Origin of the sequence: Paenibacillus sp. EKM301P (assembly GCF_011800295.1) — a bacterium.
Taxonomy (GTDB): domain Bacteria; phylum Bacillota; class Bacilli; order Paenibacillales; family Paenibacillaceae; genus Paenibacillus; species Paenibacillus polymyxa.
Genome location: NZ_JAALFM010000001.1, coordinates 1,120,047 through 1,135,293, shown reverse-complemented (window position 1 = coordinate 1,135,293; position 15,247 = coordinate 1,120,047). Strand labels below are relative to the sequence as shown.

At 48.4% G+C, this 15,247-nt stretch carries 11 protein-coding genes and 2 riboswitches; of the genes, 8 read left to right on the top strand and 3 right to left on the bottom strand.

The features are described from left to right. The first annotated feature begins 146 nt into the window (after positions 1–146). The 3 genes from ptsG (at position 147) to ptsP (ending at position 4,283) form a co-directional block, all read left to right on the top strand. Positions 147–2,192, top strand: a complete 2,046-nt coding sequence (gene ptsG / locus HFD99_RS05035; protein ID WP_016819061.1) for a glucose-specific PTS transporter subunit IIBC — start codon at positions 147–149, stop codon at positions 2,190–2,192. Positions 2,193–2,302: 110 nt separating this feature from the next. After that, the gene (locus HFD99_RS05030; RefSeq protein WP_007431597.1) at positions 2,303–2,578 is read left to right on the top strand and encodes an HPr family phosphocarrier protein; all 276 of its coding nucleotides are present in this window, start codon (positions 2,303–2,305) and stop codon (positions 2,576–2,578) included. After that, positions 2,571–4,283 carry a phosphoenolpyruvate--protein phosphotransferase gene (ptsP, locus tag HFD99_RS05025; protein ID WP_016819060.1) on the top strand — a complete coding sequence of 571 codons (1,713 nt, stop codon included), beginning with the start codon at positions 2,571–2,573 and terminating at the stop codon, positions 4,281–4,283. Before HFD99_RS05030 ends, ptsP begins: the two co-directional genes overlap by 8 nt. 128 nt (positions 4,284–4,411) lie before the next feature. Here the strand turns inward: ptsP and gcvPB are convergent, their stop codons facing one another. From gcvPB to gcvT, 3 genes are all read right to left on the bottom strand, one after another. Continuing rightward, positions 4,412–5,908: an aminomethyl-transferring glycine dehydrogenase subunit GcvPB gene (gcvPB, locus tag HFD99_RS05020; protein WP_016819059.1), complete on the bottom strand. Its 1,497-nt coding sequence runs from the start codon at positions 5,906–5,908 to the stop codon at positions 4,412–4,414. Beyond that, on the bottom strand, positions 5,905–7,260 hold the full coding sequence (gene gcvPA / locus HFD99_RS05015; protein WP_016819058.1) for an aminomethyl-transferring glycine dehydrogenase subunit GcvPA: 1,356 nt from the start codon (positions 7,258–7,260) through the stop codon (positions 5,905–5,907). Before gcvPA ends, gcvPB begins: the two co-directional genes overlap by 4 nt. Positions 7,261–7,384: 124 nt before the next feature. Next, complete coding sequence (gene gcvT, locus HFD99_RS05010) at positions 7,385–8,485, bottom strand: glycine cleavage system aminomethyltransferase GcvT (protein ID WP_016819057.1); 1,101 nt, start codon at positions 8,483–8,485, stop codon at positions 7,385–7,387. 79 nt (positions 8,486–8,564) lie between these two features. Then, positions 8,565–8,661, bottom strand: a riboswitch (glycine riboswitch). A gap of 13 nt (positions 8,662–8,674) precedes the next feature. After that, a riboswitch (glycine riboswitch) is annotated at positions 8,675–8,748 on the bottom strand. 407 nt (positions 8,749–9,155) lie between these two features. Here gcvT and gcvH point away from each other — a divergent pair. From gcvH to HFD99_RS04985, 5 genes are all read left to right on the top strand, one after another. Beyond that, on the top strand, positions 9,156–9,554 hold the full coding sequence (gene gcvH / locus HFD99_RS05005) for a glycine cleavage system protein GcvH (protein WP_016819056.1): 399 nt from the start codon (positions 9,156–9,158) through the stop codon (positions 9,552–9,554). Between the two features lie 426 nt (positions 9,555–9,980). Continuing rightward, a complete protein-coding gene (locus HFD99_RS05000) occupies positions 9,981–11,459 on the top strand; it encodes a PTS mannitol transporter subunit IICB (RefSeq protein ID WP_025365594.1) in 1,479 nt (492 codons plus the stop codon). Between the two features lie 83 nt (positions 11,460–11,542). Beyond that, positions 11,543–13,621 carry a BglG family transcription antiterminator gene (locus HFD99_RS04995; RefSeq protein ID WP_025365593.1) on the top strand — a complete coding sequence of 693 codons (2,079 nt, stop codon included), beginning with the start codon at positions 11,543–11,545 and terminating at the stop codon, positions 13,619–13,621. Next, positions 13,618–14,052: a PTS sugar transporter subunit IIA gene (locus HFD99_RS04990; RefSeq protein WP_025365592.1), complete on the top strand. Its 435-nt coding sequence runs from the start codon at positions 13,618–13,620 to the stop codon at positions 14,050–14,052. Before HFD99_RS04995 ends, HFD99_RS04990 begins: the two co-directional genes overlap by 4 nt. Further along, a complete protein-coding gene (locus HFD99_RS04985; protein ID WP_025365591.1) occupies positions 14,049–15,194 on the top strand; it encodes a mannitol-1-phosphate 5-dehydrogenase in 1,146 nt (381 codons plus the stop codon). The genes HFD99_RS04990 and HFD99_RS04985 overlap by 4 nt, the downstream gene beginning before the upstream one ends. Positions 15,195–15,247: the final 53 nt, after the last annotated feature.

Sequence of the window (15,247 nt, the reverse complement as noted above, 5' to 3'; positions counted from 1 at the left end):
AGGCATGAGTTGTTTTAAGTTATGATTGTTTACAGCCTACTGGGGTATGCTATATCCCAAGGTTGTGTTCAAACATACTTAAATCGGCTCATGCCTTTTTTGTTGTTTTGCCTCTGTTCTAAATATCAGAGAAGGATGTGGAAGGTATGTTCAAAAAGCTTTTCGGCGTTTTACAGCGTGTCGGTAAAGCGTTAATGCTTCCAGTAGCCATTTTGCCAGCTGCGGGGCTTTTATTGGGTATCGGCAACATGCTGGTCAATCCTGATTTTCTCCAGTACATCCCTGCGTTAAATGCGGGCTGGGTTCAATCGGTAGCGACAATCATGATGAACGCCGGACAAATTGTTTTTGATAATCTGGCGCTGTTGTTTGCAGTCGGCGTAGCCGTCGGTCTGGCGGGCGGCGAAGGTGTAGCAGGTTTGGCTGCGATCATCGGTTACCTCGTAATGAACATTACGCTGGGTACAGCTGTAGGTGTTACACCTGGTCTGATTGCTCAAAAAGTACCGGGTTATGCGAATGTGTTGGGTATTCCTACACTTCAAACCGGGGTGTTCGGCGGGATTATCATCGGTATACTGGCCGCTGCTATGTACAACCGATTTTTCAAAATCGAGCTTCCTTCGTACCTGGGCTTTTTTGCGGGTAAGCGCTTCGTTCCAATTGCAACGGCAGTATCTTCACTGATTGTCGGACTGGCACTGGTTTTGATCTGGCCCCCAGTTCAACAAGGGCTTAACGCAGTATCTCACTTTATGGTGTATTCCAACCCGACTTTGTCTGCGTTCCTGTTCGGGGTTATCGAACGTGCGCTCATTCCGTTTGGTTTGCATCACATCTGGTACTCACCGTTCTGGTTTGAGTTTGGTGAATATGTTAACAAAGCAGGTCAAACCATTCACGGTGACCAGCAGATCTTCTTCAATCAGCTTCGCGACGGCGTGGCACTGACAGCAAGTACGTTCCAAGTAGGTAAGTTCCCATTCATGATGTTCGGATTACCGGCAGCAGCACTTGCGATGTATCATGAAGCAAGACCGGAACACAAAAAATATGTAGCAGGTATCATGGGTTCAGCTGCCTTGACTTCGTTCCTGACAGGTATTACGGAGCCACTGGAATTTTCCTTCCTGTTCGTAGCTCCATTGCTGTTTGCAGTACACTGTGTATTTGCAGGTTTGTCATTTATGACGATGCAAATTTTGAATGTTAAAATCGGTATGACGTTCTCAGGTGGATTTATTGACTTCCTGATATTCGGGATTATTCCAACCCGTACGCCATGGTGGTATGTAATTATCGTCGGTCTGATTTTGGCGGTTATTTACTACTTCGGATTCCGATTCATCATACGGAAATTCAACTTGAAGACACCAGGACGTGAAGAAGCTACAGATAATGTGGAGGGTGCAGCAAGCGGTAGCAGTGACGAGCTTCCACATAACATTTTGGCTGCTTTCGGTGGTTCATCGAATATCAAGCATCTGGATGCATGTATTACACGTCTTCGGATCGAAGTTAATGAAAAATCAAACGTGGATAAAGCTCGTCTGAAACAACTTGGCGCTTCAGGTGTCCTTGAAGTTGGTAACAATGTACAGGCGATCTTCGGTACCCGTTCCGATACAATTAAAACCCAAATGGCTGATATCATGGCAGGACGTACACCTGCACCTGCTCCTTCAGAACCAGCTCCACAAGAGGAAAAGGAAGCCGGAGAACAAAAGCAAACAATCGTTGTGGAAGATATCGTGATGCCAGTAAACGGTGAATTGGTTGACATCTCGACCGTTCCCGATCCGGTCTTTGCAGAACGCATGACAGGTGATGGATTTGCAGTTGTGCCAAATGATGGAACCATTGTTTCTCCTGTTTATGGTAAAGTATTTAATGTATTCCCAAGCAAGCATGCGGTTGGTATTCAATCCGATGGTGGTAAAGAAGTGCTTGTTCATATCGGGGTGAATACAGTGAAGCTTAAAGGTCAAGGATTTGACGTTTTGGTGAACGAAGGCGATCTTGTGTCAGCCGGCCAGCCTATTATGAAAGTAGACCTGGAATACGTGAAGGCAAACGCTAAATCCATCATCTCACCTGTCATTTTTACCAACCTTCCAGAAGGATCTTCGGTAACTTTAAACAAAACTGGAGTATTGAAGGCTGGCGAAGATGGTATAATTACGATAAAATAAACTCTATGTGTTTCGGATTAGTTGATTAGGCGGCCTAAGCCGTCTGATCAATTATCCGGTATGCTGCGTGTAAACAAATATTATTTTTAGGAAAGTGGGAGGAACAAATTATGCAAACAACTTTTAGAATTACGGATGAAGACGGTATCCATGCACGTCCTGCAACTGCGCTGGTAAATACAGCTAACAAATTCAGCGGTGCTGAATCTTTCGCCGAAGCTAACGGTAAAAAAGTAACTTTGAAATCCATTCTGGGTGTATTGTCTCTTGGTCTGGAACAAGGGGATACTATTAACATTATCTGCGAAGGCGCTGAAGCTGCTGAAGCATTGAAAGCTCTTGAAAATGTAATCGTTAACGAAGGGCTGGGCGAAATTCATGCTTAAAATTTCCGGGATTGCCGCTTCGGCAGGCATAGCCATTGCCCGGGCGTTTATCTTGGAGCATCCGAATTACGCTGTAGAGAGACGCGCGGTTGGTGATGTTGAAGCTGAAATCGCAAGATTGGATGCGGCTTTGGCACAATCTCAAACCGAATTGGAATCGATTAAGGAGAAAACGCTTCGTGAGCTGGGTGAGAAAAAAGCAGAAATTTTTGCATCTCACCTGCTCATCCTGAATGATCCTGAATTGATCGATCCGGTTAAAGCTAAAATCAGAGACGAGCAGCTTAATGCTGACTATGCTTTGAATGAAGTAGCTACACAGTTTATTTCCATGTTTGAGAACATGAAAAGTGCATATTTGCAAGAACGCGCATCGGACATGCGTGATGTAACCAAACGGGTGCTTAATCATCTGCTTGGTGTTCATTTTGTCAGCCCTGCAGAAATTGCCGAAGAAACGATTGTACTTGCAGAAGATTTGACACCTTCTGACACAGCTCAACTGAACCGTGAATTTGTTAAGGGTTTTGCAACGAATATCGGCGGACGCACTTCACACTCGGCTATTATGGCTCGTTCATTAGAAATTCCTGCTGTTGTAGGAACAAAAAATATATTGTCTCAAGCTAAAAGCGGCGATTTGATTATCGTCGATGGTCTGGATGGTCACGTGTTCGTGAATCCTACCGAAGAAATCGTTGCAGAATACCGCGCTAAACAAGTGGCATATGACAAGCAACGCGAAGAGTGGCGTAAGCTGCGCGGCGAAGCTACGGTTTCCGTCGATGGTGTCCATGTCGAACTGGCAGCCAATATTGGTACGCCTAACGATGTAGCTGGTGTTCTAGACAACGGTGGTGAAGGCGTTGGCTTGTATCGTACGGAGTTCTTGTACATGGGACGCGACAAGCTCCCATCCGAAGAAGTACAATATACAGCTTACAAAACGGTTCTGGAAAGAATGGAAGGCAAACCGGTTGTAGTCCGTACTTTGGACATCGGTGGAGATAAAGAACTTCCTTATCTGGATCTGCCGAAAGAAATGAATCCATTCCTCGGATTCCGTGCTATTCGTCTGTGTCTGGATCGCCAGGATATTTTCCGCACTCAATTGCGTGCTTTGTTGCGTGCAAGCGTGCACGGTAACCTGCGCATTATGTTCCCAATGATTGCTACGCTGAACGAATTCCGTGAAGCTAAAGCTGTTTTGTTGGAGGAAAAAGAAAAGTTGGTAGCCGAGGGTGTATCCGTATCTGAAGAAATTCAGCTGGGCATCATGGTAGAAATTCCTTCCACAGCGGTATTGGCTGACCAATTCGCAAAAGAAGTGGATTTCTTCAGTATCGGTACTAACGATCTGATTCAATACACAATGGCAGCGGATCGTATGAACGAGCGGGTTTCTTACCTGTATCAACCATATAATCCATCCATTTTGCGTCTGGTGAAAATGGTTATTGATGCCGCTCACCGTGAAGGACGTTGGGTTGGTATGTGTGGTGAAATGGCAGGAGACACAACAGCAATTCCGTTGCTGCTGGGTCTGGGACTGGATGAGTTCAGCATGAGCGCAACTTCCATTCTGCCAGCACGTAGTCAAATCTCTAAGTTGTCCCGTGCGGACATGGAGAAATTGGCTGCAAAAGCTCTGGATATGCAAACAGCCGAGCAGGTTGTTGAATTGGTTCAAAGCATCGAAGCATAAGGAAGGGTATCACATTTTCAAAGGTTATATCTTTTTCCAACAAAAATTGCTGTATACATACAGCAGCCGGTATCTCAACAGATACCGGCTTTTTTGTATGCTTTGGATGGTTGTGTTTGAATTTAACCTTAACTACATGCGCAATTCAGCACAGGCTTACGGGCTGCAGTGGTTTCATCCAGGCGTGTGACTGGAGTGGTATAGGGTGCATTGAGCACCAGCTCAGGGTTCTCCTCAGCTTCGCGCGCAATATGAATCATAGTGTCGACAAAAGCATCCAGCGTCTCTTTGCTTTCTGTTTCCGTCGGCTCGATCATGATGCATTCCTCTACATTTAGCGGAAAATAAATGGTAGGCGGATGGTAACCGAAATCAAGCAATCGTTTGGCTACATCCAGCGTGCGTACTCCAAATTTCTTCAAACCTCGCCCCGACATGACAAATTCGTGTTTACAATGCCCAGGATAAGGCAGGTCAAAGTGCGGAGCCAGCCGATGCATCATGTAGTTGGCATTGAGTACAGCGCATTCGGACACTCGCTTCAAGCCATCAGGACCGTAGCTGCGGATATAGGCATAGGCTCGGACGAGAATGCCGAAGTTTCCGTAAAAGGCTTTGACCCGCCCAATAGAATCTCCCTGCTCCCGATCCCAGCGGTACACACCCTGCGGATCACGTACGACAAACGGCTTGGGCAAATAGGGTATCAGCCGCTGCTTTACGCCGACGGGTCCAGCGCCAGGGCCGCCTCCACCGTGCGGAGTACTCATCGTTTTGTGCAAATTGAGATGCACCACATCAAAGCCCATATCCCCGGGGCGGGTAATCCCCATGATGGCGTTGGAGTTTGCCCCGTCATAGTAGAGCAGACCACCTGCGTCATGCACAATCGCGGCAATGTCAGTAATTTGCTTCTCGAACAAGCCCAGCGTGTTCGGATTGGTCAGCATGAGCGCAGCGGTGTCGTTGCCTACGGCTTGGCGGAGCGCGTCCAGATCCACCAGCCCCTCAGGGGTGGAGGGGAGGGTAATTGTTTCGAAGCCCGCGACGGTTGCACTGGCGGGGTTCGTACCGTGCGAGGAATCCGGCACGAGCACCTTGGTACGTCGCTCACCACGTGCCTCGTGGTACGAGCGAATCATCATCAGCCCGGTCCATTCGCCATGGGCGCCAGCAGCGGGCTGGAGCGTGACGGCATCCATGCCGGTCAACGCAGCCAGATCGTTTTGGAGCGTATGCAGCAGCTCCATAGCCCCCTGGATGCTATTCTCCGGCTGATATGGATGAATTTTAGCGAAGCCTGCGTAACGGGCGACATCCTCATTCACTTTTGGATTGTATTTCATCGTACACGAGCCAAGCGGATAAAATCCGTTGTCGACGCCGAAGTTGCGCTGGGACAGGGCGGTATAATGGCGAATAACATCTACTTCGTATACCTCGGGTAATGCCGCAGGTTCGCTGCGCAGCGCATAATCCGGCAAAAGCTCTGCCACCGGGCGACGAGGAACGTCGCACTCGGGAAGGGAATAAGCGATGCGACCCGGACGGCTCAATTCAAAAATGAGCGCTTGATCGTGTTCCTTCAACAGCTCTTGTTTCTGGTCCGGTCCGGTGTGTGTCATAGCAATCCCTCCAAGGTGTGTACAAATTGGTCAATCTCTTCTTTGGTTCTTTGCTCCGTCACGGCAATCAGCATGTGACCAGCAAGTTCCGGATAGTCCCGGCCCAAATCATAGCCTGCGATAAATCCAGCAGCTAGCAGATTGTCCTGAAGTTTGCTCATATTCGTACCTTCAGGCAGCCTAAGGGCGAACTCGTTAAAGGTCGGTGCGTGAAACGAGGCAGTTATGCCATTCAAGCTCAGCAATTGTTCTAACGCATAGCGGCTTTTATGCAAATTCAGCTCGGCTACTTCCTGGATACCCTGTTTACCCATGACAGACAAGTACACAGATGCAGATAAAGCAAGCAACGCTTGGTTGGAACAAATGTTAGACGTGGCCTTTTCGCGGCGGATATGTTGTTCCCGCGCTTGCAAGGTCAGCACGAAGCCGCGTTTGCCGTTGCGGTCTGTGGTTTGGCCTACGATACGCCCAGGGATACGACGCATATGTGCCTGAGAAACGGCAAAGTAACCGCAGGTCGGACCGCCGAGGGAGGACGAGATCCCAAGCGGCTGCGCGTCTCCTACAACAATATCCGCGCCCTGCTTACCGGGCGCCTCCAGCAAGCCAAGTGCCAGCGGGTTGGCACTGACGACCATTAGCCCCTTGTGTGCATGGATGAGGTCAGCCATCGGCTTCAGATTTTCCACGGCTCCAAAAAAGTTGGGGCTTTGGATCAAGACAGCCGCCGTCTGTTCCGATACGGCCGCGGCAAGCGCATCGACATCCGTTACGCCGTCCGAACAGCCGATCTCCACGATGTCCAAGTCCAATCCGCGCGCATAGGCTGCCAATACCTGGCGTGCCTCTGGATGGACAGACCTTGATACGATAAGCTGTTTACGGCGCGTGGCTGCGGCGGCCAGTGAGCCCGCTTCCGCCAGAGCTGTCGCTCCATCGTACATGCTGGCATTCGCTACTGCCATGCCTGTCAATTCGCAAATATACGACTGGAATTCAAAAATGGCTTGCAGCTCGCCCTGGCTTACTTCCGGCTGATAGGGGGTGTAGGCTGTGTAAAATTCGGAACGTGAGGTGATGTGCTGAATGACGGACGGAATATGATGATCATAAATACCTGCACCAAGAAAGCTGGCATGTGTATCTGTATTGGCATTGTGCCCGGCCAGCTCGGCCATGTGGCGAGTTAGGGCTCTTTCGTCGAGCCGAGAGGAAAGAGGGAGTTCCCCTTGGTATCGAATTGCCTCTGGAATGTCACTGAATAAATCATCAATGGATGATACGCCCACCACACGCAGCATTTCGGTTTGATCTTGTTCGGTCATGGGGAGATAGCGATGCTGCTTCATAAGTTCTGGCTCCTTTCGAAAAGCAAAATTTAGATAGTAAATTAGCTAATACATAATCGTAGTTGGAAAATCCAGAATTTCGTATCTGACATGATCATTTTTTTGAAATGAAGAGGATTTAGGATCAGCGTGGCCGTTTATAAAAAGGGGCTGCGACCACTTCCGCACGCAGGCGTTTACCTCGAATTTCGACCTCCAGCGGTGTAGATAGGGTGCTAAAACGACTGTCCACCAGGGCTAGCCCCAAATTACGCTTCAAGGTGGGCGATTGAGTCCCCGTTGTGACCTCACCAATGTGTTGGCCTTCCGCGAAGACTGGATAATGAGCGCGCGGGATACCGCGGTCAATCATTTCCAGCCCGATCAACTTGCGAGGAATTCCTTGTTCTTTCTGGTGTTGCAGTGCTTCTCTGCCGATAAAATCTCCTTTATTCAGCTTGACGAAGAAACCTAAACCAGCCTCAAGCGGTGAAATGGTGGCAGATAACTCCTGTCCGTACAGCGGCAGCCGTGCCTCAAACCGCAGTGTATCGCGAGCACCAAGCCCAGCGGGAATTAGCCCATACGATTCACCGCAACGAAGCAAACCATTCCACACGGCGGGTGCTTCCTCAGCAGGTATATAAAATTCAAAACCGTCTTCCCCGGTATATCCGGTTCGGGAGACGAGTGCTTTTGCTCCGAACAATTGCACGTTCTCATGGAATCGGAAAGATGCCAGATTCGTAATATCTGCATCTGTCACGGCTGCGGCAATATGTGCTGCTTCCGGTCCTTGTAATGCCAGCAATGCGATCGCATCAGACACATTCTCCAGATGAACCGATGCAGGTACGTGGCGCATGAGCCAATCCCAATCTTTGTCGATGTTGGAGGCATTCACAACGAGCATGTAGCGCTCTGGTCCTTTGCAGTATACAAGCAAGTCATCCACTACGCCTCCATCGGGGTAACACAGGAGTGAATATTGTGCCTGGCCCGGTTCCAACTGGCTGACATCATTCGTGGTTACCCATTGCAAAAAAGCCTCGGCTTCTTTGCCCTCAACCAAAAACTCGCCCATGTGCGAGACATCGAATAAACCCGCGCGTTGCCGGACGGCCTCATGCTCTTTTTGGATGCCGCTAAACTGAACGGGAAGCTCCCACCCGCCAAAGTCAATACAACGAACCCCGGGCTGCGTCCCGTAAGACGAAAATAATGGTGTTCTTCGCAAATTAGACATTTTTTCACTCCTATCCAGTGTAATCGGCTAAACAAAAAAGACAGGCTGAAAGAAACGTATAGACGGCAGTCCATACTCTTCTTTCAGCTCTGTCCTTGATACCAGAAAGTTACCCCGGTGTGAACCAGGTTTCCCCTTGGGTGATCCGCTCTAATCGCGAATGCTCTCCAGAGATGCGTCCGGCAGAGGTCCTTTTGCCTGAGAGATTCACCTGCAATGCAAGTTTACTCCTTCGGCGCTACCTTTTGGATCAACGGTAGGTTACCCGGTTTTGCAGGTAACAACTTGATCCGAGTTCGCGTGCACACTGTCTCAGAAACGACAACAGCTATGCGAATCTTTTGGGTAGTCTCTCCCTCCGCGTTCATCCGCGTTTGCAGTTGTCGGGGTATTTCCAAAAGCATTTGCTATAACCCATTAATACGCAAATTCATTCAAAATGTCAATAAAAATGTCATATAAAACAATCCAAAAAACATTTAATGTATAAATAAGGATATGTAAGCGTTTGTTACAAGTTATCATTTTTTAATATTCTATGCTATATGAGATAACATGAAGTATTTTTGTTAGTATTATTGACATGAGTGTTCATGTTGTCATAATCTTAACCTGTCTAATACAGGTGATTAAAAGCATTTTATTCATGTGGAAGTGAGGCGAAAGCAGGATGAGTGAAGTGAAACGGGAACTTTGGTATACAGACGAACATGAGTGGGTTCAGCGCACAGCAGACGGGACGTTGCGGATCGGCATTACAGACTTTGCACAGCATCAACTGGGTGATATTGTTTTTGTGGAATTACCTGGGGCGGGAGCAACGATTGAACAGGGGGCAGAGATTGGTACAATTGAATCGGTGAAGACCGTATCCGACCTTTTTGCTCCGGTGGCGGGAACCGTATTGAAAGTAAATGAAGCTCTGGAAAGCACACCTGAGCTGGTGAATGAATCTCCCTATGAAAAGGGTTGGATGATTGAAGTAGAGATGGGCAATGATGTCGAGGAGGCTCTGAGCAAGCTGCTGTCTGCGGATCAGTACGAGCAGTTGATTTCGGATGAACAATAATGAGCAATATAAGATGGAATATTAGCGCTTTATTCTAAATTTTTATATGGATATTGAATTGAATAAAAGCATCGTTAGTCCGCTCGTTTTGTGTATAAAATAGTCGCTATGATCTGACATGGCGGCTATTTTTTTGTTGTCTTTTAGAAGACGTAATTACGTCGATTTATTAGATTTAGAGGTGAGCTCCTCTATATAAGGTGCAGATTTACAGCACTGTTTTTTCGACTAATTTCTATTGTTATCGGTCATATTAAGAAGAATTATGCAGGTATAATACGTTGTCCGTTATTTTAAATTTAAATGTTGTCATCAACGTTCATGACGAAAGTACGTTTTCATTTCGTTGATGAAGATAGCGCTGTCATTTAGTATGAATTTTAAGAAAAGGTAGTGATGCTATTTACTCACAAGGAGGATATGAATATGAGCACAGTGGACACAAAGTCCAGTTCAAGCGGTGGCGCTCGTGTCGCCGTACAACGTTTTGGCCGTTTTCTCAGCGGTATGGTTATGCCCAATATGGGGGCCTTTATCGCATGGGGATTAATTACGGCCCTTTTTATTCCGACCGGGTGGTTTCCGAACGAGGGTTTTGCACAACTGGTTGATCCGATGAAAAATTATTTGCTGCCGCTATTGATTGGTTATACAGGAGGCACAATGATTCACGGACAGCGCGGAGGTGTGATCGGTGCCATTATGACGATGGGTGTCATTGTGGGGGCCGATATCCCGATGTTCCTGGGTGCGATGGTAGCTGGTCCGCTGGCTGCATGGATATTGAAGAAGTTCGATAAGGCCATTGAAGGCAAAGTCAAATCAGGTTTTGAAATGCTGGTCAATAATTTCTCGGCCGGGATTATCGGTGCCATTCTAGCACTACTCGCTCATGTGGGGATTGGCCCGGTCGTTCAAACCATCAGCCAAGTATTGTCGACAGGGGTACAGTTTCTCGTAAATGCAGGGCTCTTGCCGCTTGTCAACCTCATTATTGAGCCCGGAAAAGTATTATTTCTTAACAACGCATTGAATCACGGAGTATTGAGCCCGATTGCGCTAGAGGAAGCTGCAAGAACAGGAAAATCCGTTTTGTTCATGCTTGAATCCAATCCTGGTCCGGGGCTCGGTATTTTGCTGGCCTATTGCCTGTTCGGTAAAGGATCTGCGAAGTCGTCTGCTCCTGGTGCAGTCATCATTCATTTTTTCGGCGGGATTCATGAAATTTATTTCCCTTACATTTTGATGAAGCCGATTCTGATTCTTGCTGCTATAGCAGGGGGCGTTGTGGGGACTTTCTGTTTTATGTTAACAGGTGCCGGACTGGTTGCTGCTCCTTCACCAGGCAGTATCATCGCTTATTTCCTGATGACACCAAAAGGCGGATATTTGCCGATGCTGAGCGGTGTGGTCGCTGCTGCGGTCGTATCCTTTGCTGTGGCCGCAGTATTGCTCAAGACAGGTAAGCAAAAGGAAGAGGGGCTGGAGGAAGCTGCATCCCGCCTGAAAGATATGAAAAATCAAAGCAAGGGTGCAAGTGCTAACGCCACTGTAATGGAAGATAACCACGCATCTGATCGTGCTGCTGAGATTGCCGCAGATCGAATGCTCAAGGATAAATCCGAAGTGAACAAAATTGTCTTTTCCTGTGATGCAGGTATGGGTTCAAGTGCCATGGGAGCTTCAATTTTACGCAAAAAAATGAAACAGGCGGGCGTGGGCGTTACGGTAACGAATACGGCAATCAGTGAAATTCCACAGGATGCGGACATTGTCATTACGCAAAAAACGTTGACAGACCGGGCTAAAACGGTAGCCCCGAATGCTGAACACATTTCCATTGACAATTTTCTGAAAAGCCCTGAATACGAAGCGCTGGTTGAACGGCTGAAATCCGACTTTTAATCCCTATAAAGTCAGGCCGGTTGTATACAGTTTGTATTTCCTGCTGGATGGGATGAGAGCTTGGGAAGGAACGGTATGCGCTTATGAATATTACGAAACGACAATCTGACATCGTAGAGTATCTTTTGGAGCAGCCCCAAGAGGTTACGGCCGGGGAAATTGCCGAGAAGATCAATGTCAGCACAAGGACGGTTCATCGGGAACTTGGCGCAGTTGAGTGTTGGTTGGCGGCTCATGAGGTAAAGCTGGAGAAAAAATCAGGGATCGGTATCTATGTGGATGCCGGCCCGACTCAGCTTGCAAGTCTGCGGGAGCAATTGTTGCATACGAAGTCAGACGAATACTCCGCTGAGGAGAGAAAAATTGTAGTGCTGTGCATGCTGCTGGATACACAGGAGCCGATCAAGCTACTGGCGCTGGCATCGGATTTGAAAGTCACAGTAACTACGGTCAGTCATGATCTGGACGAATTACAAGGATGGATCGGAGATCGAGGGCTCGTGCTTGTGCGCAGACGAGGATACGGTGTCAAGATTACAGGACGGGAGATAGACAAAAGACGGGCGATTTCTGAGCTGGCTCTCGAATATTTGGATGAATCGGATCTGTTTTCCGGTCGAGAGGAGCTTCGTTCAGTGACACGTGTCACTGAAAAGTTGATGGAGATGATGGGTAGGGAGAACCTGCTAACCGTGGAAAATGCCCTTTGGCAGCCTCATGATCAATGGCTGAAAAACATGGTGGAAAGCAAATATATGGAGTTGCTGATTCAAATTTGCGTTTCGCTGGCACGTCTGCGGCTTGGGTACGTTGTAGATCATCGTCTCTCGTATTCGAAAACAGATTCAGAGGAGAATATCATGCTGCGCACAGCTATGGTGGAACGCATATGTGGAGAATTGTCAGCAGCGCTGGATATTGAGTTTCCAGAATCGGAGCGATGTTATTTCGGGCTGCTGTTCCGTGATGCTGAGGATCATTCCACCCGCTTGCTGCCACTGGATGATCTTGTACTGCTGGAGTCGGTTCATGAGTTGATTCGTCGTGTGGAGGCAGAGACTGGCACACCATTGGCAGAGGACCGCGTTCTGCGTGAAGGGCTGATTGCCCATATGACTCCAGTATTCAAACGTTTGAGGGAAGGGAGGTCCATCCGCAACCCCCTCCTTCAGCAAATCCGCAAGGATTACGGCAGTTTATTCGATTCGGTCAAAAAGGCTGCGGCGGATATGACCGAAATGGAAGTACCAGATGAAGAGATCGGATTTCTGGTCATGCATTTTGGCGCTTCGCTGGAGCGGCTGAGACAGTTGCAACGGGAGGTGCGAGCGATCGTAGTCTGCACGAGCGGGATTGGATCTTCCAGACTTCTGGCAACCAGACTGGCCAAGGAGCTGCCACAGATCAAAATCGTGGATAGGGCCTCATGGTACGAGGCGACGCGAATTCCCAAGGAGGATTATGATCTGATCATTTCGACAGTGGAGCTGCCGCTTGAACCGGATCGTTATCTCAAAATCAGTCCGCTGCTGACGCAAGAGGAGAGTGACCGTCTGCGTCATTTTATCCAGCATATTACACTCAATCAACTCAATGACCATCCTCAGGAACAGGCTGTTCAGCCCGGCCAGGGCATGGAGTGGCTTACCGGTCTACGGAAAAGCCTTGAGGAGATTGTACACATTGTACAGCAATTTCAAGTATACCCGCTGGAAAATAGAGGGATGGATATGTCAGCCACTATAGAGACTATCTGCATGTTGGAGGCAGTGCGGGGAAATGTCACAGAGCCTTCTGTTGTTGCTGAACAACTTGTAGAAAGAGAGCGTCAAGGGAGTCAGGTGATTTCTGATACCTCCGTTGCTTTGATTCATACGCGCAGTCCCTATGTTCGCCAGCCTTCGCTGACCTTGTATAGGCTGGCTGAGCCGCTGCTGGCGGATGTAGATGAGCAGGTAGAATGCGTTCTGCTGATGTTGGGACCTCGTGAGTTGCCGAAAGAAAGCTTGGAGGTATTGAGCGAGATTAGTGCATTACTGTTGCAGGAAGACATGATTACGCTACTGGAACACGGTAGCAGGGATCAGATTGCCAACTATATATCGAGTGAGCTGGCTGAATTTTTCCACAGTAAATTAGGGACAGGGAGGAATCTAACGTGAGTATTATGACGATAGACAAAATAAAAATGAACGCAACCGCCAAAGACAAATATGAGGCGATTCGTATGGCAGGACAAATTCTGCTGGATGCAGGACATATTACAAGTGAGTATATTGACAAGATGCTTGAACGCGAGGAGATCGTATCCACCTATATTGGGAACGGGCTGGCTATTCCACATGGTACCAAGGAATCCAAGACGCTTGTTCAATCCACTGGTATCTCCATCGTTCAGTTCCCGCAAGGCGTAGATTTCGGGGAAGAAAAAGCATACATGGTGATTGGTATTGCAGCCCAAGGCGGCGATCATATGGAGATTTTGACGAGTATCGCTGTGGTATGTGCGGAGGAAGAGAATATGGACAAACTTCGCAACGCGGTGACCGCACAGGAAATTATAGATCTGTTCGAAAGTGAGCTGGAGTTATGAGAGCCGTTCACTTTGGAGCAGGAAATATCGGTCGTGGCTTTATTGGGCTGATTTTGTCGCGTGCAGGCTATGAGGTTGTCTTTTCAGATGTCAACGAGACCCTTGTATCTGAGTTACGCCGCCGCAAGCAGTATACGGTAGAGTTGGCGAATGACACGAAGGATACGGAGACAGTTACGAATGTAACCGCGATTGACGGTAGAGATGCATCGGCTGTAGCGGACGCGGTAGACCATGCTGATCTGGTCACGACCGCGGTAGGGGTTAGCATCCTCAGGCATATTGCAGCAGGTATTGCCGAGGGCATAGCGCGGCGGGTAGAGCGAGGGGCAGCCCCGCTGCATGTGATTGCTTGCGAAAATGCAATTGGAGGCAGCGCCCAACTGAAAGAGCATGTTTTTGCGCTACTGGATGAGGCGACTCGTGCCAAGGCAGAGGTTTCGGTTTATTTTCCCAATGCCGCTGTAGACCGGATTGTGCCGATTCAGCATCATGAGGACCCGTTGCATGTGCAGGTAGAGCCTTTTTACGAGTGGGTTGTAGATCGCTCGCAAATGGCTCCTGATCATCAAGAGATTGAAGGCATTCTTTACGTGCAGGATCTGGAGCCTTACATTGAACGCAAGCTGTTCACGGTGAATACGGGCCATTGCGTGGCAGCCTATATTGGTTATGTCGCAGGTTATGCCACGATCCAGGAGGCCATGAAGGATACCAAGGTGGTGGACTCCATACACGGGGCGCTGGAGGAAACAGGAGCGGTGCTTGTGAAGCGCTTCGGTTTGAATCAAGGGGAGCATAAGAAGTACATCGCTAAGATTTTGGATCGCTTCCGCAATCCTAATCTGACAGACGAGGTTACTCGGGTCGGACGTTCACCGCTGCGCAAGCTGTCTCCCAACGACCGTCTCGTACGTCCCGCGCTGCAAGCACAGGAGTATGGCATCCCGACCAAACACCTGGCGTTAGGAATGGCTGCTGCCTGTAAATTTGATATTACGGAAGACCCCGAAGCGGTTGAGCTTCAACAGATGATTCGCAGCCAAGGGGTGAGTGTAGCGCTGACACGTTATACGTCCATACCTGCAGATGACCCGTTACATCGGCAGGTATTGGAGCAATATGATATTATAAGTTCGTAAAACAACGTAATAACACGCACTTATTTCGATTATCCTCTTGAAGACAAAACATC